This window comes from Paraburkholderia sp. Clong3 (assembly GCF_050436485.1).
In the GTDB taxonomy this organism is placed as follows: domain Bacteria; phylum Pseudomonadota; class Gammaproteobacteria; order Burkholderiales; family Burkholderiaceae; genus Paraburkholderia; species Paraburkholderia tuberum.
The window spans coordinates 660,342-677,310 of sequence record NZ_JBNDMH010000002.1; the positions used below are offsets into that span (position 1 = coordinate 660,342).

At 65.0% G+C, this 16,969-nt stretch carries 17 protein-coding genes; 9 read left to right on the forward strand and 8 right to left on the reverse strand.

The features are described 5' to 3' along the window. The first annotated feature begins 675 nt into the window (after nucleotides 1-675). On the forward strand, nucleotides 676-1,140 hold the full coding sequence (locus tag OKW30_RS07390) for a GNAT family N-acetyltransferase (protein WP_018417609.1): 465 nt from the start codon (nucleotides 676-678) through the stop codon (nucleotides 1,138-1,140). Between the two features lie 48 nt (nucleotides 1,141-1,188). Here OKW30_RS07390 and OKW30_RS07395 read toward each other — a convergent pair whose 3' ends face one another. Further along, nucleotides 1,189-2,088, reverse strand: a complete 900-nt coding sequence (locus OKW30_RS07395; RefSeq protein WP_184066258.1) for an AraC family transcriptional regulator — start codon at nucleotides 2,086-2,088, stop codon at nucleotides 1,189-1,191. A gap of 182 nt (nucleotides 2,089-2,270) precedes the next feature. Here OKW30_RS07395 and OKW30_RS07400 point away from each other — a divergent pair, with 182 nt between their 5' ends. Next, a complete protein-coding gene (locus OKW30_RS07400; RefSeq protein ID WP_429346392.1) occupies nucleotides 2,271-2,672 on the forward strand; it encodes a gamma-glutamylcyclotransferase family protein in 402 nt (133 codons plus the stop codon). A gap of 127 nt (nucleotides 2,673-2,799) precedes the next feature. On the opposite strand, the gene aceB is transcribed toward OKW30_RS07400, so the two are convergent. Together aceB and OKW30_RS07410 are read right to left on the reverse strand one after the other, a co-directional pair. Further along, on the reverse strand, nucleotides 2,800-4,392 hold the full coding sequence (gene aceB / locus OKW30_RS07405) for a malate synthase A (RefSeq protein ID WP_429346393.1): 1,593 nt from the start codon (nucleotides 4,390-4,392) through the stop codon (nucleotides 2,800-2,802). An 80-nt stretch (nucleotides 4,393-4,472) separates the two neighbouring features. Then, a complete protein-coding gene (locus OKW30_RS07410) occupies nucleotides 4,473-5,279 on the reverse strand; it encodes a haloacid dehalogenase type II (protein WP_429346394.1) in 807 nt (268 codons plus the stop codon). A gap of 151 nt (nucleotides 5,280-5,430) precedes the next feature. On the opposite strand from OKW30_RS07410, the gene OKW30_RS07415 reads away from it, so the two are divergent. Both OKW30_RS07415 and OKW30_RS07420 read left to right on the forward strand, forming a co-directional pair. After that, the gene (locus tag OKW30_RS07415) at nucleotides 5,431-6,333 is read left to right on the forward strand and encodes a LysR family transcriptional regulator (protein ID WP_184004033.1); all 903 of its coding nucleotides are present in this window, start codon (nucleotides 5,431-5,433) and stop codon (nucleotides 6,331-6,333) included. Between the two features lie 127 nt (nucleotides 6,334-6,460). Next, nucleotides 6,461-6,895 carry a universal stress protein gene (locus OKW30_RS07420; protein WP_090800630.1) on the forward strand — a complete coding sequence of 145 codons (435 nt, stop codon included), beginning with the start codon at nucleotides 6,461-6,463 and terminating at the stop codon, nucleotides 6,893-6,895. 270 nt (nucleotides 6,896-7,165) lie between these two features. Here the strand turns inward: OKW30_RS07420 and aceA are convergent, their stop codons facing one another. Beyond that, nucleotides 7,166-8,470 (reverse strand): isocitrate lyase, encoded by a 1,305-nt coding sequence (gene aceA / locus OKW30_RS07425; RefSeq protein ID WP_184066334.1) that lies wholly within the window; start codon nucleotides 8,468-8,470, stop codon nucleotides 7,166-7,168. 401 nt (nucleotides 8,471-8,871) lie between these two features. Next, the gene (locus tag OKW30_RS07430) at nucleotides 8,872-10,479 is read right to left on the reverse strand and encodes a DEAD/DEAH box helicase (protein WP_187629522.1); all 1,608 of its coding nucleotides are present in this window, start codon (nucleotides 10,477-10,479) and stop codon (nucleotides 8,872-8,874) included. A gap of 8 nt (nucleotides 10,480-10,487) precedes the next feature. Between OKW30_RS07430 and OKW30_RS07435 the strand changes: the two genes are divergently transcribed. Further along, nucleotides 10,488-10,811 (forward strand): hypothetical protein, encoded by a 324-nt coding sequence (locus OKW30_RS07435; protein ID WP_184066241.1) that lies wholly within the window; start codon nucleotides 10,488-10,490, stop codon nucleotides 10,809-10,811. 169 nt (nucleotides 10,812-10,980) lie between these two features. On the opposite strand, the gene OKW30_RS07440 is transcribed toward OKW30_RS07435, so the two are convergent. After that, nucleotides 10,981-11,250 carry an acyl-CoA-binding protein gene (locus tag OKW30_RS07440; RefSeq protein ID WP_184056944.1) on the reverse strand — a complete coding sequence of 90 codons (270 nt, stop codon included), beginning with the start codon at nucleotides 11,248-11,250 and terminating at the stop codon, nucleotides 10,981-10,983. Between the two features lie 167 nt (nucleotides 11,251-11,417). Here OKW30_RS07440 and tsaB point away from each other — a divergent pair, with 167 nt between their 5' ends. Genes tsaB through OKW30_RS07460 form a run of 4 tightly spaced genes read left to right on the forward strand, consistent with a single transcriptional unit; the run spans nucleotide 11,418 to nucleotide 14,743 of the window. Then, a complete protein-coding gene (gene tsaB / locus OKW30_RS07445) occupies nucleotides 11,418-12,254 on the forward strand; it encodes a tRNA (adenosine(37)-N6)-threonylcarbamoyltransferase complex dimerization subunit type 1 TsaB (RefSeq protein WP_184056942.1) in 837 nt (278 codons plus the stop codon). Next, entirely contained in the window at nucleotides 12,251-12,745 is a 495-nt protein-coding gene (gene rimI, locus OKW30_RS07450; RefSeq protein ID WP_184049061.1) for a ribosomal protein S18-alanine N-acetyltransferase, read from the forward strand. Before tsaB ends, rimI begins: the two co-directional genes overlap by 4 nt. Beyond that, a complete protein-coding gene (locus tag OKW30_RS07455; RefSeq protein WP_429346395.1) occupies nucleotides 12,732-13,715 on the forward strand; it encodes a uracil-DNA glycosylase family protein in 984 nt (327 codons plus the stop codon). Before rimI ends, OKW30_RS07455 begins: the two co-directional genes overlap by 14 nt. Beyond that, on the forward strand, nucleotides 13,712-14,743 hold the full coding sequence (locus OKW30_RS07460) for a DUF1853 family protein (RefSeq protein WP_429346396.1): 1,032 nt from the start codon (nucleotides 13,712-13,714) through the stop codon (nucleotides 14,741-14,743). The genes OKW30_RS07455 and OKW30_RS07460 overlap by 4 nt, the downstream gene beginning before the upstream one ends. A gap of 6 nt (nucleotides 14,744-14,749) precedes the next feature. Here the strand turns inward: OKW30_RS07460 and thiD are convergent, their stop codons facing one another. Together thiD and lplT are read right to left on the reverse strand one after the other, a co-directional pair. Beyond that, entirely contained in the window at nucleotides 14,750-15,556 is an 807-nt protein-coding gene (gene thiD, locus OKW30_RS07465) for a bifunctional hydroxymethylpyrimidine kinase/phosphomethylpyrimidine kinase (RefSeq protein WP_184066230.1), read from the reverse strand. 61 nt (nucleotides 15,557-15,617) lie between these two features. Beyond that, nucleotides 15,618-16,925, reverse strand: coding sequence for a lysophospholipid transporter LplT (gene lplT, locus OKW30_RS07470; protein ID WP_184066227.1), 1,308 nt, complete (start codon nucleotides 16,923-16,925; stop codon nucleotides 15,618-15,620). Nucleotides 16,926-16,969 lie beyond the last annotated feature (44 nt).

Here is a 16,969-nt window from a genome sequence, read left to right on the forward strand (position 1 = left end):
CCACTTCGCAAGAAGTGGGCTTTTTTTATTGTGCGCCCAGTATGGGCGCATTCCTGCGAGTGCAAGTCCCGCCATAAGCTGGTCACAGCGAATGAAGTGAAGTGCAACTGCATGACGGCGGCCGAATGTGGGAAGCAAGCGTGGAGCGTAAGTCGCGAGCCGATAAACAAGAACCGCATAGAAGGCGTTGCCAAGCAGGGCGGCCGGGTAATAGACCGCGAAGCTCTCGTGACCAGGGCGAAGCGGCGTAAATGCGGCGGCTGTGCCATGAAGGAGTGCGCTCTTACCTGGGGAGATCTCGCCTCATGCCTGAAAGGGCGACGGCGTCGAGCCGGAGCGAGAAGTCAGCAGAGGCCGTAAGTAGTCACAGGACAGGTCGGTGAGACTGGAACTGGTGATGAGGGGCCAAACGGGAGGGCGTGTCCAGCGCCATGACGTGGTGGACAAGGACTGGAACGGCGCGGCCACTGCTTCGTGCGCTGTGCCGACGATGCGAACGTGTATGTCCGCAGCCGTCGTGCTGGTGAGCGGGTGATGGCGCCCGCGCATAGGACCGTAACCGCTCCGTTTCTACTGCCGTTGCCGACCGCCTCCCGGAAGGCTCGGGACAAACAGCCATTGCCAGCGCGCGCGGCCTGTTTTACCGTTTATCCGACTCATCCTCGCGGTCCTGCCATGTTCGATCCCACCGAAGCTCCGTCACCGTTTCATCTGCGCACGGCCAGCATGGACGATTTCGAGTTTGCCGAGGCGCTGACCCGCAACAACATGGGCGGCTACTATCGCCGGCATCATCTGGTGTGGCGCAGCGATCTGTTTCTCGGCAGTTGGCGCGAATCGGAGAATTTCATTCTCGAAGTGGATGGCGTGCCGATGGGCGTGCTGCGCATCACCGAGGAGGGTGATTCGCTGCATATCCGCGACGTGCAGATCGCCGAAGGATATCGTCGGCTTGGCGCCGGTACGTTTCTGCTCGACATCTCGCATCAATGGGCGCGCGAGCGCGGGCTGCGCGAGTTGCAGTTGCGCGTGTTCGTCGACAATCCGGCGGCGCGGCTCTATCAGCGCAAGGGCTATAAGCTCGCCGGGCCGCGGCTCGCACAGCTAGGCGCAATCCGTCATCTGGCGCGGCGGGTTTGAGGCGTGCCCCGCATTGGATGGCCGACGCGCAGCGCTAGTTGTCGCCATTCACCGCTCGGCGACGTCCGTCGAACCGGCTTGATCCTGTGCCGTTTCATCATCCGCTTGCGCGTCATCATGCTCGCCGTTGCTCGCGCGATGCTCGGCGCCTCGCTCGATAAACGCGCGTGGACTCGCGCCGAACGCACGCCGGAACATCGCGGAGAAGGCGCTCTGGCTCTGATAGCCCAGTTCCTGCGCGACGTGCGACAGCGGTCGTCCCTGGCTCAACAATGGAATGGCGCGCGCGAGAATCGCCTGCTGACGCCACTGCGAAAAACTCACACCCAGCTCCTGGCGGAACAGCCGCGCGATCGTGCGCGTGCTCGCGCCCACCGTCGATGCCCACTGCTCGAGCGACTCGCCATGCATCGGGTCGGCGATCACGGCCTCGCACAGCGCGCGCAGGCGCTTTTCGCTGGGCATCGGCACGGACAGCGGCAACGGCTCGGAGCGCGTCAGTTCATCGAGCGCGAGCGCGCCGAGCAGTTGCTCGCGCGCGGCGGACAGGCCAGCCGTATCGAGCGCGGCAATCACCTCGCGCAACAGGTTCGATACTTCGACGACGCGCGGCGTATCGAGCCCGGCCGGCACCGTACTCTCGGTGATGTACAGCGTGCGCAGGAACGCATCCTCGACGGCGACCACTTCGTGCGTCACATGCGGCGGCAACCAGATTGCGCGCGATGGCGGCACCATCCATGTCGTGCCCGTCGTTGCGACCCGCAGCACGCCGCGCGACGCATACGCGACCTGCGCCCAGGCATGCGTATGACGCGCGATATGCCAGCCCGCCGGCATTGGCCGCGAGCGCACGCGGATCGGATGCATCTCGTTCGGCGCGAACTCGGGCGGTATGTCGGCGAAACGCACGCGGCTCAACAAGTCGGAGTCGGAGGACGAGGTCATGGCAAGGTCGGTTCGGATCATGGAGCTGGCAACGGCGAAGCGCGGTCGAGGCCATTCACCGCCGCGGGCATCAAGCATTGTAGGCCGTGCCCAGTTTCTGTTGCCGACGGGCCGCCGTTGCATAATGTCCCGATGGCCCCCGAGCCACCGACATCACCTCTGACCATGGAGACTCAACGACGATGCAGACCGTCTTTGTCTACGGCACGCTGCGTGCCGGTGAAACCAACGACATCAGCGAAGCCGCCGCGCGCAACGAAATCCCCGCACCGAGCCTGCTCGGCAGTACCACCGTGCGCGGCCATCTGTTCGATTTTGGCGCCTATCCGGGTCTCGTCGTCGACGAAGCGGGCATCGACGTGTGCGGCGACGTCTATGAAATCGACGATGCGCTCGTCGCGGTGCTCGACGAAATCGAAGCCGTGTATCCGGGCGTCGAGGATCGTTTTCTGGCACGTGAGGTGATGGTCAAAGTGGACGGCAACGTCGTGAATTGCCGCTTCTATCCGGTCGCGCCGAGCGCGGTAAAAGGGCTGCCCGAGATCCGTTCAGGAGATTGGGTCGAACATCGGCGCACGCGCTGAGCTGGTCCACGAAGGCGAGCAAAAAAAACGGCGCGCCACATATGTCCGCGGCGTGCCGTCGCTCAAGCCGATGCGATCACCTGGCTCGAGCAGGCCCAAGGCGCTCGAGCCCGCATCATCAACACCATCAAATCTCTTCGTAAAGCGGCAGCGTCAGAAAATCGGTGAACTGCTCCGCGGTCGACATCTGCTCGAAGATCTGCGCGGCACGCTCATATGGCTTCGTATCTGCGCCCACCGTCTGTTTGACCTTGTCGAGCTCCTGCGCCGCGAGCTCGCGCACCAGTTCGACCGTCACCTTGCGACCGTCGTCGAGTTTGCCCTTCGGCGAGCGGATCCACTGCCAGACCTGCGAGCGCGAAATCTCGGCGGTGGCCGCATCTTCCATCAGGTTGTGAATCGGCACACAGCCATTGCCCGCAAGCCACGAACCGAGGTAGTGAATGCCGACGTTGATGTTGTTGCGCAAGCCCGCTTCGGTGATCGGCGTTTCCGGGCGGAAGTCGAGCAGGTCGGTCGCGGTCACGAGCACGTCGACGCGCTGCTTGCCGATCTGGTTCGGCCGATCGCCGAGCACCTTGACGAACTCTTCCATCGCGACCGGCACGAGGCCCGGGTGCGCGACCCAGCCGCCGTCGTAGCCGTCGCCCGCGTCGCGCGCCTTGTCTGAACGCACGCCGGCCATCGCCTTGTCGTTCGCGGCCGCATCGTTCCTGATCGGAATCAGCGCGCTCATGCCGCCGATCGCCGGCGCGTTGCGGCGATGGCAGGTCTTCAGCAGCAGCAGCGCGTACGCGCGCATGAACGGCGAGGTCATCGTGATCTGCGAGCGATCGGCGAGGCAGAAGTCGCGGTCGCTCTTGAACTTCTTGATCGCCGAGAAGATGTAGTCCCAGCGGCCCGCGTTCAGGCCCGAGCTATGTTCACGCAGCTCGTACAGGATCTCGTCCATTTCGAACGCGGCGACGATCGTCTCGATCAGCACCGTCGCGCGAATCGTGCCGCGCGGCACGCCGACCGCTTCCTGCGCGGCGACGAAGATGTCGTTCCACAGCCGCGCTTCGAGATGGCTCTCCATCTTCGGCAGATAGAAGTACGGGCCCGAGCCGCGCGCGATCAACTCCTTCGCGTTGTGCACCATGTACAGCGCGAAATCGAAGATGCCACCCGACACGCGCTGGCCGTCGACCTTCACGTGCTTCTCATCGAGATGCCAGCCGCGCGGACGTACGATCAGCGTCGCGGTCCTGTCGTTGAGCCGATACGCCTTGCCGTTCTGTTCGAGCGAGATCGTGCGGCGCACCGCGTCCTTCAGATTGATATGACCAGTGATCTGATTGTCCCAGCTCGGCGCGTTCGAATCCTCGAAGTCGGTCATGTAGGAGTCGGCGCCCGAATTGAGCGCGTTGATGATCATCTTGCGCTCGACGGGGCCGGTGATCTCGACGCGCCGGCACTGCAGATCCTGTGGCAGCGGCGCAATCTTCCAGTCGCCTTCGCGCACGCTCTTCGTGGCGGCGAGGAAGTCGGGCCGCTCGCCCGCGTCGAGCCGCTTCGCGCGCTCGACGCGCGCCTGCAGCAACTGCTGACGGCGCGGCTCGAACGTACGGTGCAAGGCCGCGACGAGTTCCAGCGCTTCGCGGGTGAGGATCGCTTCAAAGCCGGGCTTGATGTCGCCGGTGATTTCCATGCCTTGCGGCAACGACAGCGAATTAGCCATGTTTTCTCCTTGGTCGGTCAGATTGCAGAAATGCGAAGGTTGAAAAGGGGGAAGTGGATTGCCGAATGCGAGGGGCGCCGTCATACGCGCGGGCCGGCGCGCTTGCGACTGCCACTGCCAGGAACTTTCGTTCGACCGCCGCCGCTCGAGCGTGGCGACGTCGCGAGTGTGTGCAGAAAGTCCAGCAGATCGTTCATGCCGCTACCGGTGCCATGCGGCGTCACGCCGAGCTCTTCGACGGGCAGGTTCTGCCGGTTCAGCCAGAACGTCGTGAAGCCGAACCATGTCGCGCCCGCGACGTCCCAGCCGTTCGACGACACGAACACGATCTCGCGCGCGGCCACGCCGAACGCGTCGGGGCCGAGCGCATACGCGGCAGGCGAGGGTTTGTATGCGCGCACGGCGTCGACCGACAGCACGTGATCGAAGAGGGCGTTCATGCCGGCGCTCTTGACCGCGATGTCGAGCATTTGCGGATTGCCGTTTGACAGAATCGCGAGCCCCACGCGTGGCACGGCGGCGGCCTCGCGCAACGCACGCAGCACGGGCACCGCGTCGGGAAATGCGGACAGGCACGCGTATTCGTCCATCAGCCGCTTTTCGGCCGCGCGGCCGAGCGTGAGCTGCAGTCTTTTCGCGGCGAAGCGCAGCGCGTCGAGCGTGATGTCCCAGAACGGGCGGTAGTGTTCGCCGGGGGCGTCGCTGCGCGCGGCGAGCGTGCGCAATTGCGTGTATTCGATCTGCTTCTGGCGCCACAGCTGCGACAGCGCGTCGCCGTGGCTGGGGAACAGTTGCTCCGCGGCGGCGATCACCGAATGCACGTCGAACAACGTGCCGTAGGCGTCGAAAATCACTGCTCGCGGGGAAGGTGTCGTTGTGGCCGACATTGCCATGCGCTCCTGTCAGAGGTCGGGATCGATTGTATTGCTGACCTTAGGTGCTAAAAAATAGGCTAAAGATCACTTGATCTTTTACTTTTTCGTCCCTAATGTGACGCGTACTGCTCACTGTTCCGCCTCGCCGCGGCGCGTATCGTTCATGGACCGTTTCAAGCAGATCGAGACCTTCGCCACTGTCGCGGCCAAAGGGAGCCTGTCCGCGGCGGCGCTCGCCGAGGGCGTCGCGCCCGCGATCATCGGCCGGCGCATCGACGCACTGGAGGAGCGCCTCGGCGTCAAGCTGCTCGTGCGCACGACGCGCAAGATCACGCTGACCTTCGAAGGCTCGGCCTTTCTCGAAGACTGCCAGCGCATTCTTCACGACATGCAGAACGCCGAGGCGAGCGTGTCGGCGGGCGGCGTGAAGGCGAGCGGCCATCTCCGGCTGTCGGCGCCGGCCGGCTTCGGGCGCCGGCACGTGGCGCCACTGGTGCCCGCGTTCACGGTCGCGCATCCGGACGTGTCGATCACGCTCGATCTGTCCGACCGCCTCGTCGACCTCGTCAACGAAGGCTTCGATTGCGCGGTGCGGCTCGGCGAGTTGCCCGATTCGTCGCTGGTGTCGCTGAAGCTCGCGGAGAACCGGCGCGTATGCGTCGCGTCGCCCGCGTATCTGAGCCGGCGCGGCGCGCCGCACAGCCTGGCCGACCTCGCGCGCCACAACTGCCTCGCGCTCGGCGCCAGCGCGAACCAGCAGCGCGGCTGGATGTTTCAGCACGACGGCAAGGTCGTGTCGATCAAGGTGTCCGGCACGATGGAGTGCTCGGACGGCGCGGTGCTGCACGAATGGTGTCTCGCCGGACACGGGCTCGCGTGGCGCTCGTGGTGGGAGGTCGGCGCGGAGATCGCGACGGGCCGCCTCGTCAGCGTGCTCGACGAATTCGCCGCGCCGCCGATCGGCATCCACGCGGTGTTCCCGCAGCGCCGTCATCTGCCGCTGCGGGTGCGGCTGTTTCTGGACTTTCTCAAGCATACGTACGGTGAACCCGGTTACTGGGACTGATGCGCCAATCTCCAGACAGACGCGAATACCCGCATTCATACGCATTACAATCGTTTCGAGCAGCCTGCACCCTGGGCTTTGTTGGACGCTGACGCCGTGCTGCGGGCAACCGGCGACGGAGGGGATCATGTTCAGGCACATCCTGGTTCCGACCGATGGTTCAGATCTGTCACGCAAGGCGATAGCGGGCGCGATCGACCTCGCGCAGGCCGTGGGCGCCCGCGTTACCGCATACGCCTGTCTGCCGCAATATCCGTACTCGCCGTTCTCCGATGTCGTGGTCGAACCGCCCGGCGAGTTCCTGCAACGCAGCGAGCGCGAGGCGCGCGTGCATCTGCGCGAAGTCGAGCATGCGGCGCACCGCGTCGGCGTCAGTGTCGAGAGCCGCACGAGCGTGCATCCGGCGCCGTATCTCGGCATCATCGAAGCGGCCGAGCAGGGGCGCTGCGACGTGATCTTCATGGCATCGCATGGGCGGCGCGGGCTCGGTAGCCTGCTGATCGGCAGTGAAACGCAGCGCGTGCTCACGCATACGAAAATTCCTGTGATCGTCTATCGCTGAATCGCTTGGCACTGCCGGCAGCGTGCCGGCATGCACCGCCTTCGAAAAAAAGCGCGCCGGCGGCGCTGCCGGCGCGTTCAGGTTCGCCGCACGCTTGCCGCGTGCTGGCTTCTTTGAGACTCTCCGGCCGTCGGCGTTCGCGCTGACGCTCTCACCAATCCAGGACGGCACGGCCCTCCCTGCGTCGGCGGCACTCTGGTGGTGCCGCTCGACGTTTGCCGATCGTTGCTGCGCTCAGGCCACGGGACTGCATAACCCGACTGGCTGATCTCAGGCGACCTTCTTGTCGAAGAACTGCTCGTTTTCCGTCGAACCGTGCAGCGCGGTCGTCGATGCTTCGCGCTCGACCGTCTGCGTGACCGCGTCGAAGTAGCCGGTGCCGACTTCACGCTGATGCTTGACCGCGGTGAAGCCTTTTTCGGCCGCCGCGAACTCCGCCTGCTGCATTTCGACGAATGCGGTCATCTGGTTGCGCGCATAGCCGTACGCGAGGTTGAACATCGAGTAGTTCAGCGCGTGGAAGCCGGCCAGCGTGATGAACTGGAACTTGTAGCCCATCGCGCCGAGTTCGCGCTGGAACTTCGCGATCGTCGCGTCGTCGAGGTTCTTCTTCCAGTTGAACGACGGCGAGCAGTTGTACGACAGCAGTTGATCCGGGTACTCCTTGTGGATCGCGTCGGCGAATTTCTTGGCGAACTCGAGGTCCGGCTTGCCGGTTTCGCACCAGATCATGTCTGCGTACGGCGCATAGGCGAGGCCGCGCGAGATTGCCTGCTCGAGACCGGGCTTCGTGCGATAGAAGCCTTCGACGGTACGCTCGCCGGTCAGGAACGGGCGGTCGTTGTCGTCGATGTCCGAGGTCACGAGGTCGGCGGCTTCCGCGTCGGTGCGGGCGAGCAGCACGGTCGGCACGCCCGACACATCGGCGGCCAGACGCGCGGCTGTCAGCTTCGCGACGGCTTCGCGGGTCGGCACGAGCACCTTGCCACCCATGTGACCGCACTTCTTGACCGATGCGAGCTGGTCTTCGAAGTGCACGCCGGACGCGCCCGCTTCGATCATCGCCTTCATCAGTTCGAACGCGTTCAGCACGCCGCCGAAACCGGCTTCCGCGTCGGCCACGATCGGCGCGAAGTAATCGACGTAGCCTTCATCGCCCGGGTTCTTGCCTTCCGACCACTGGATCTGGTCGGCGCGCGTCAGCGTGTTGTTGATGCGCTTGACGACGAGGGGCACCGAGTTGGCCGGATACAGCGACTGGTCCGGGTACATTTCACCGGCGACGTTGGCATCCCCCGCGACCTGCCAACCCGACAGATAGATTGCCTTCAGACCAGCCTTCACCTGCTGCATCGCCTGGTTGCCGGTCAGCGCGCCGAGCGAGTTGACGAACGGCTCGTCGTTGACGGCGGCCCACAGCTTTTCCGCGCCGCGCTTCGCGAGTGTGTGCTCAGGTTGCACCGAGCCGCGCAGACGCACCACGTCTTCGGCCGAGTAGGTGCGCTTGACACCTTTCCAACGCGGGTCCGCTTCCCATTGCTGCTTGAGTTGCTGCACTTGCTGTTCGCGGGTCATGGTCATGATGTGCTCCTTCGATGCCAGTTATGGAGGATGGGTGACTCTGTCTTCTCGAAGCGTCGGGCCCGGAGAGGCGTTCTGTTTCGTGAAGTCTTATATAAGAGTCTAGGCAAATCGAAGGACGCGCAATAGACACCGCAAAGCGTTTTTCCAATATTTATTTTTATATAAAATCAATGACTTGATGCTTGCGTTTCGCGATAAGAAACGATATTTTCCCTGTTGCAATAGTCCTTCTTGTGCCTTGCAGCATGATTTTTTACGACGCAAAAAAATTTTTTACATCGTGAAATTTGGGGCGGGCAGTCGATAGACGAAAAAAAACCGGCGCCCGAGCGCCGGTTTTCTTCTGTGTCACGGACGGCGCGAAGCCATCCGGTCGGTCAGGTGGGTCGCTATTAGCTGCCGCGACGTGCCGAACGGGGACCGTCGTTGCGGCGCGCGCCGTAGCCGTCGCGCGAGCCACCGCCGAAGCCTTCGCGCGAACCGCCGTGGCTTTCGCGCGAGCCGAAGCCTTCGCGCGAACCGCCGGCCGACTTGTTGCCCCAGCCGCCGCCGTTGCTGTTGCCGGTGCCGTTACCGTTGCGCGAGCCGCCGTAGCCGCCCGGCTTGCCCGAGCCGCTGCCGAAGCGACGGCCGTTACCACCGCCAGGACGGCCGCGGCCGCCGAAGCCAGGACGGCCGTTGCCCGAGGGCGCCGCCTTGCGCGGCTCGAAGCCTGCGACGACGTTGACCGGAAGCGGCGTGCGCACGAAGCGCTCAATTCGCTTCAACGCGCCCTGTTCGGCGTGATGCACGAGGCTCACGGCGATACCCGAGCGACCCGCACGGCCGGTACGGCCGATACGGTGCACGTAGTCTTCGGCGAACTTCGGCAGGTCGTAGTTGAACACGTGCGTGATGCCCGGGATGTCGATACCGCGAGCGGCGACGTCGGTCGCAACCAGCACGCGCACGCGGCGCTCGCGCAGTGCGCGGATCGTGCGGTTACGCGCGCCTTGCGGCAGGTCGCCGTGCAGCGCGGCCGATTCGAAGCCGGCGTCGGCCAGACGGCCCGCCAGCTGGTCGGCGTCCATCTTGGTGGCCGTGAAGACGATGGCCTGGTCGAGGCCGTCGTCACGCAGCAGATGGTCGAGCAGACGGTCCTTGTGATCGCGGTCGTCGACGTAGTGGACGGTTTGCGCGATGTTGGTGCGCTGTTCCATGCGCTGGACGATCTCGATCCGCTCCGGGTCCTTCAACAGACGGCCGGTCAGCGAACCGATCTTGCCGTCGAGCGTGGCCGAGAACAGCATCGTCTGGCGCGTAGCCGGCGTAGCGGCGACGATCGTTTCGATGTCTTCGATGAAGCCCATGTCGAGCATGCGGTCGGCTTCGTCGAGCACGAGGATCTGCAGTTGCGACAGATCGATGCGGCCGCGCTCGAGGTGGTCGATCAGACGGCCCGGCGTTGCGACGAGGATTTCGGGGTTCTTCGCGAGCAGCATCAGTTGCTGGCCATAAGCGACGCCGCCGAGAATGCTGAGGGTGCGCAGGCGCTTCAGGTGCTTGCCGTACGTCGCGGCGGCGGTCGTGACCTGCATCGCGAGCTCACGGGTCGGGGTCAGCACCAGCATGGTCGGACGCGCGACCGGCTGCGGACGGCGGCCGCGGCCACCGTCGGCCGGGCGCGGTTCGCGCGGCTGGCTCGCCTGCGTCTTTTGCAGCTGCGAGAAACGCTCGATGGCGGGCAGCATGAACGCGGCGGTCTTGCCCGAGCCGGTCGGGCTCGAAACCAGCAGATCGCGGCCGGCGATCGCTGCCGGCACCGCGCGTTGCTGCACCGGCGTCGGGTGCTCGTAGCCGGCGGCGGTCAGCGCGGAGACGACGTCCGCGGACAGGCCGAGCGACGCGAAGGTCGGCTTGGCGTCAGCCTGCGCGGCGGCTTCGGGAGCGGCGGGCGAAAGACCGAGTGCTTCGTCGCCGATGGCGTTCAACGGGCTGCTGGAGGTATTGCTCAAAGTCATGTGAATCCTTGAAAACGATCCTGGGTGGTTCATCGGATGAAAACGTCAACGCCAATCGGCATACCCAAGTCGTCGGATTCAGCGAGCAAAACAGCAGCGAGCAAATCGAAAAACGGGGGCAACTCGCGACAATGAAGGCGAGTTTTTCGTTAGAAGCTGTATCGGATGCGACGTGCCAACATGGCGAGTCGCCAGCCTGGGACTTGAGCCCGGAGTGGGCTAGGCAGAAGGGGACAGGTTCTAAACTGGATTGGAGCAAACGCTATGGACGCTGCGCCGCGAGGACCGCTGGAAAAGACGGGCAAAGCAGTGAAGCGCAGGCAGGATTATAGCGACATTTGCTGCACTGCGCCACCATTCAGGCAGTTCCGACAGAAGAAAGTGCCGGAATGAAGTAGGCGAGTGAGGGCGGCGGCCCGGAGCTTCGTGTCCGAAACCGCCGCGAGGCGGTCGCAGCATTGCCAGACGGCCATTTCGGCAGATGATTGGCGCGCCGGAAACTCAGGCCGCGGTGCCGCTCTTCAGCGATTCGACGAGTTCGACGTATTGCTGCTTCGCAGCGTCCTGCGCGGTGCCCTTGAGCGCCGCCCACGCATCGTACTTGTATTTGCCGACGATGTCGGTGAAGCCCGGCTTGTCGCCGTGCACGTCGCCTTCGCTCGCCTGCTTGAAGAGCGCATAGAGACGCAGCAGCGTCAGGTTGCCCGGACGCTCGGGCAGTTGCTTGACGTCTTGCTGGGCTTGCTCGAACTGGGAATTGATGTCGGTCATGGTCGTTTGGCCCGCGTGGCGGGATAGATGAGATCGGCCGAAAATCATAGCAATTGCCCGCCGCCCCGGGACCGAGGGCTTATTCCAAACGATGACGGCCGCGAAGCCGGGCAGCGCGGCCGCGCAAACCACGATTCAGGCGTACCGCGCCGATTACAATACGGTCCATGACTCAAACAGTGCTCCTTGCCCTCGATACATCGACCGAGTTCTGCTCGGCGGCGCTCGTGTCCGCGTCCGTCGATGCCGCCGGTCAGCCCAGCGCCGAACCGCGCGTCTGGGTTCGTCACGAACAAACCGGCGCGGTGTCCAGTACCCGCCTGCTGCCGGCGATCCGCGAGCTGTTCGACGAAGCCGGCCTCACGCTGGCGGATTGCGACGCGATCGCGTTCGGCTCGGGTCCGGGTTCGTTCACCGGACTGCGTACGGCGACCGGCGTCGCCCAAGGCCTCGCGTTCGGCCTGAACCTGCCGGTCGTACCGATCGGCACGCTGCTCGCGTGCGCGGAGAGCGCCCGCCTGCGCGATCCGTCGACGACGCGCGTGCTCGCCGCGCTCGACGCGCGCATGGACGAAATCTACTGGGCCGACTACGCGTGGGACGACACGCAACACGAATGGCGCACCGTGCAGACGGCGACGCTCGATGCACCCGAGCGGCTCGTGCTGCCCGACGTGCCGTTCACACTCGCCGGCAACGCGGCCGCCGCGTTCGGCGAGCGCTTGCCGGCGGTCGCGGCCGCGCGGAGCGTCGATGGCCAAGCGTTGCCGCATGCGTTGCCGCTTGCGTACGCGGCGCTGCGCGCGTTTCATGCGGGCCGCACGGTGCGCGCCGATCAGGCCGCACCCGAGTACGTGCGCGACAAGGTCGCGCAGACGACCGCAGAGCGCATGGCCGACAAAGCGGCGAAATCAGCCAAAGCGGCTCATAGCGCCGAGCAGTCCGCGCAGCACGCGCCCGATGGCGGCTCCGGCCAACCGTCCCACGACGAGGCGCGCCCATGAGCGGCGTGCTGCTCACGGACCGCTACATGTCGCCGATGACCGAAAGCGACCTGGACGAAGTCGCCGCGATCGAGAAGCTCGCGTATGAGTTTCCGTGGAGCCGCGGCAACTTCGGCGACTCGCTGCGCAATGGCTATTTCGGCGTCTGTCTGCGTCACGTGACGGGGACGTTGATCGGCTACTGCGTGCTGATGCCAGTCGTCGATGAAATGCATCTGCTGAATCTGTGCGTCACGCCGCAAGCACAAGGCGCCGGCGCAGGCCTCGCGCTGCTGCGCGAGGCGGTGCGCATCACGCACGCGGAGAGGCTCGAGGGGCTGCTGCTCGAAGTGCGGCCGTCGAATCGTCGGGCGATCCGGTTGTACGAGCGCTTTGGCTTCGCGTCGATCGGCCGGCGCAAAAATTATTATCCGGCGCGGCATCGCGGCCGGGAGGACGCGATCGTGATGCGTCTGTCGTTAGCCACGGAGGGCGCAGATGGCGCTGCATGAATCGGTGCTCGAAGAATTCGGACTCGCGCCGTTGTGGGTGCGTCGCGGACTCGCGGCGCGAGAGGAGGTCGGGCAGCGTGATGCGCTGCAGTCGCCGCGGGAACACGCGGAAGACTTGCGTCGCGCGGAGCCTGCGACGCAGACCTCGCGCGAACCGCTGCGCGCGTCCGCCGAGGTGCAGCCGCCGCAAGTGCAGCGCGAATCCACGCCGCGCTTCGACGAAACTGCAGCGCGGCGCGAAACATCAGAATCGCAAACTGACTTTTCAGCCCCGCCGACTTCCGACGCCCCTCCCGAGCACGACTTCGCGTGGTTCGACGATCCAACCGCATCGGCCCCCGCGCCCGCCGAAGCGCGCCGCGACGCGCCCGCGCTGCCGTCTATCCACACACTCGACTGGGACGCGCTCGCCGAGCGCGTCGCCGGATGCGAGGCGTGCCGGCTGTGCGAGAAGCGCACGAACACGGTGTTCGGCGTCGGCGATCGCGAGGCCGACTGGATGCTGATCGGCGAAGCGCCCGGCGAGAACGAGGACCGTCAAGGCGAACCGTTCGTTGGCCAGGCCGGCAAGCTGCTCGACAACATGCTGCACTCGCTCGCGCTCGCGCGCGGCACCAACGTGTATATCGCCAACGTGATCAAGTGCCGGCCGCCTGGCAATCGCAATCCGCAGCCGGACGAAGTCGCGCGTTGTGAACCTTATCTACAGCATCAGGTGTCGCTCGTGAAGCCGAAGCTGATCGTCGCGCTCGGCCGTTTCGCCGCGCAAAGTCTGCTCAGGACCGACGCGAGCATTTCGTCGTTGCGCGGCCGCGTGCATACGTACGAGGGCGTGCCGGTGATCGTCACCTATCACCCGGCCTATCTGCTGCGTAGCCTGCCCGACAAGGCCAAGGCCTGGGCGGATCTGTGCCTCGCGCGTGCCACGTGGCTCGCGAACGGCGGCGTGCCGTCGAACGAATCAAAGTGACGATGCCCGAGGGACCGGCGGCGCGCATGCCCGTCGCGTTTGTCAGCCGCGCGGCGCTTCTCGATACCTTGCTGGGTTTGCGTGGCGATGCTTCCGTCGATGCGCTGCGCGATCCCGCTGTCCGCGATCTCGCGTGGCTGCTGCTCAGTCCCGATCTGTTGCGCCCTCAGCTTCCCACAGGCGCGCTCGCCGATCCTTTCGGCACGCCGCAGGAATTGCAGGCCACGCTCGACTGGCTGCGCGCGCTCGACGCCGCGCCGGCACTTCTGCGTCAGGATCTCGCGGCAACGCGTATCACGCGCCTTGGCCGCTACGCCGAACGCCTGCTGGGCTTTTTCCTTCGTCATGGACCGGCGACGCAACTGATCGCAGCGGGCGTGCCGCTACGACATGCGGGCCTCACGCTCGGTGAATGCGATTTCCTCGTGCGCACGCGCCAGGGCGCGCGACTGCATTGGGAACTCGCGGTGAAGTGCTATCTGCATGCGGGCGATGCGAATGGGGCAGAGGCGGCGCGTCTCGCCGATTATGTCGGCCCCAATCTGAAAGACCGCCTCGATCTGAAGCTCGCGCATTTGCTCGATCATCAGTTGCCGCTCAGCGCACGCGAGGAATTTGCCTCGACGGGCTATGCGGGCGCGTGGACGCCGCAGATGTTCGTCAAAGGCTGGCTGTTTTACCGGCATGGCGAGATGCCCACCGATCCTGCCGAACTCGATCCCGCGCACGGTCGCGGCTGGTGGGTCACGCATCGCGACTGGCCGGCTTTCGCGTGCGCGCATGCGCACAGGTGGCGGGTGTTGCCGCGGCTCGAATGGCTCGCGCCGCAAGATCGAACGCAAGCCGGTGCGGACGACACGTGGTACGTCGACGCAAACACGCTCGCCGCGCGGATCTCACCGCAACAGGGCCCGACGATGGTCGCCGAATTCATCGAAGACAACGCGGGGCGTGTACTTGAACGCTCGCGCGGCTTTATCGTGCCCGACGACTGGCCCGAGCACGCGCGGCGTTACGCGAAGCAATGACGTCGCTCACCACCACCGATGAAAGTGATGCACCGGCCCCACGCCGTGGCCGACGTCGAGCCGCTCGCTCGCCTGCAACGCACCCGTCAGATAAACCTTCGCATCGGCGACCGCGCTAGCGAGATCGTCGCGCTGCGCGATCAAGGCCGCGATCGCCGACGACAACGTGCAGCCCGTTCCGTGCGTGTTCTTCACCGGCACGCGCGGACCGCCGAGACGCAGCGTGCCGCTTTCCTGCACGAGCCAGTCGGGGCTATCGGTCGCGCTCAGATGGCCGCCCTTCATCAGCACCGCGCGCGCGCCGAGCGCGCGCAACGCTTCGCCTTGCTCGACCATGCCGGCTTCGTCGGCGGCGGGTTGCATGCCCAGCAATGCGGCCGCTTCCGGCAGATTCGGCGTCAGCAGATCGGCGAGCGGCAGCAGTTCGTCGCGTACCACCGCGACCGCATCGGGTAGTAATAGCGCGTGATTGCTCTTCGAGATCATCACCGTGTCGAGCACGATGTGTTTGGGCTGATGACGGCGCAGCGCGTCGGCGACCGCACGCGCGATCGGCGCATTCGCGAGCATGCCGATCTTCACCGCGTCGATGCGGATGTCGTCGAACACCGCGTCGAGCTGCGCGGTGACGAAGCCCGGGTCAGGCGCGTGAATCGCGCTCACGCCGCGCGTGTTCTGCGCGGTCAGCGCGGTGATCACGCTCGCGCCATAGGCGCCGAGCGCGGAGAAGGTCTTCAGATCGGCCTGGATGCCGGCGCCGCCGCCGGAGTCGGAACCGGCGATCGTCAGCACATTGGGAATCGATTGAGTCATGGTCGAGCGAGGAAGAAGGGGGGCGCGCTCGTGTGTGCCGCGGCCGGCCCGGCGCAGCCGATCAGTGCTTGGCTTCGCCGATCAGCGCGACCGAATCGAAGGCGCGCTGGTTCGCCTGATGGCGTCGCATCACGAGCCACATCATCAGGCAGACGAAGGTGCCGAACAGCACGATCACGATGGTGACCGGCACGTCGAGCCACACGAGCACCGCGTACAGGCACAGCATCACGAGCACGGACAGATTCTCGTTGAAGTTCTGCACGGCGATCGAATGGCCCGCCGACAGCAGCACGTGCCCGCGATGCTGCAGCAGCGCATTCATCGGCACGACGAAAAAGCCCGACAGGCCGCCCACGAACATCAGGAAGATATACGCGAAAATCAGATAGCCCGACACGTGCATGCGGCCAAAATACACGCCCCAGTGCGGGGGAAACAGATCGCGCGTGTAGAACGCCATCAGCATCACGGAGATACCCATCATGATGCCGACCGGCAATACCGACAGCGACTTCTTCAACGGCACACGCGAAGCCGCGAAAATCGCGCCGAACGCGACGCCAACCGCGACCACCGCCTGCAGGATCGCCGCCTCGGACAGCGACATGCCCAGCGACACTTCGGCCCACTTCAGCACGATGAATTGCAGCGTCGCGCCCGCACCCCAGAACAGCGTCGTCACGGCGAGCGAAATCTGTCCGAGCTTGTCACGCCACAGCACGAGAAAGCAGTCGGCGAAATCGGTGATCAGGCGGATCGGCCCGTGCTCCTGTCGCGGATAGCGCGCGCCGGTGTCGGGAATGCGCAGATTGAACAGCGCGGCGATCACGTAAATGGCCATGATCACGACCATCGCGGCTTCCGCGGGCGTGTTCACGGTGGGGACGTGCCATTTGAGAATCGGCGCGGCGATATGCGGGCTGATCAGCGCGCCGCCGAGCACCGTGCCGAGAATGATCGAGCCGACCGTGGTGCCTTCGATCCAGCCGTTCGCGGCAACGAGCCGGTCAGGCGGCAACAGTTCGGTGAGAATGCCGTATTTGGCGGGCGAGTAGGCCGCCGCGCCGAAGCCGACGATGCCGTACGCAATCAGCGGATGCGCGCCGACCAGCATCGTTATGCAGCCAACCACCTTGATCGTATTGGTGATGAACATCACGCGTCCTTTCGGACGGGAGTCGGCGAATGCGCCCACGAAGGCGGCAAGAACGACGTACGACAGCACAAAAAACAGCTTGAGCAGCGGCGTCATCCAGTTCGGAGCGTGAAGATCTTTCAGCAGTGCGATAGCAGCGATCAGAAGCGCATTGTCGGCCAGCGACGAAAAAAACTGCGCGGCCATGATGGTGTAAAAACCTTTTTTCATCTGATGCGATGCTGTCCTCGCTGCGGTCTGTCCGCCCCGGCCGT

Coding starts and splice junctions, on each gene's coding strand:
- OKW30_RS07390 (WP_018417609.1), top strand. CDS start 676: ATGTTCGATCCCACCGAAGCTCCGTCACCGTTTCATCTGCGCACGGCC.
- OKW30_RS07395 (WP_184066258.1), bottom strand. CDS start 2,088: ATGACCTCGTCCTCCGACTCCGACTTGTTGAGCCGCGTGCGTTTCGCC.
- OKW30_RS07400 (WP_429346392.1), top strand. CDS start 2,271: ATGCAGACCGTCTTTGTCTACGGCACGCTGCGTGCCGGTGAAACCAAC.
- aceB (WP_429346393.1), bottom strand. CDS start 4,392: ATGGCTAATTCGCTGTCGTTGCCGCAAGGCATGGAAATCACCGGCGAC.
- OKW30_RS07410 (WP_429346394.1), bottom strand. CDS start 5,279: ATGTCGGCCACAACGACACCTTCCCCGCGAGCAGTGATTTTCGACGCC.
- OKW30_RS07415 (WP_184004033.1), top strand. CDS start 5,431: ATGGACCGTTTCAAGCAGATCGAGACCTTCGCCACTGTCGCGGCCAAA.
- OKW30_RS07420 (WP_090800630.1), top strand. CDS start 6,461: ATGTTCAGGCACATCCTGGTTCCGACCGATGGTTCAGATCTGTCACGC.
- aceA (WP_184066334.1), bottom strand. CDS start 8,470: ATGACCCGCGAACAGCAAGTGCAGCAACTCAAGCAGCAATGGGAAGCG.
- OKW30_RS07430 (WP_187629522.1), bottom strand. CDS start 10,479: ATGACTTTGAGCAATACCTCCAGCAGCCCGTTGAACGCCATCGGCGAC.
- OKW30_RS07440 (WP_184056944.1), bottom strand. CDS start 11,250: ATGACCGACATCAATTCCCAGTTCGAGCAAGCCCAGCAAGACGTCAAG.
- tsaB (WP_184056942.1), top strand. CDS start 11,418: ATGACTCAAACAGTGCTCCTTGCCCTCGATACATCGACCGAGTTCTGC.
- rimI (WP_184049061.1), top strand. CDS start 12,251: ATGAGCGGCGTGCTGCTCACGGACCGCTACATGTCGCCGATGACCGAA.
- OKW30_RS07455 (WP_429346395.1), top strand. CDS start 12,732: ATGGCGCTGCATGAATCGGTGCTCGAAGAATTCGGACTCGCGCCGTTG.
- thiD (WP_184066230.1), bottom strand. CDS start 15,556: ATGACTCAATCGATTCCCAATGTGCTGACGATCGCCGGTTCCGACTCC.
- lplT (WP_184066227.1), bottom strand. CDS start 16,925: ATGAAAAAAGGTTTTTACACCATCATGGCCGCGCAGTTTTTTTCGTCG.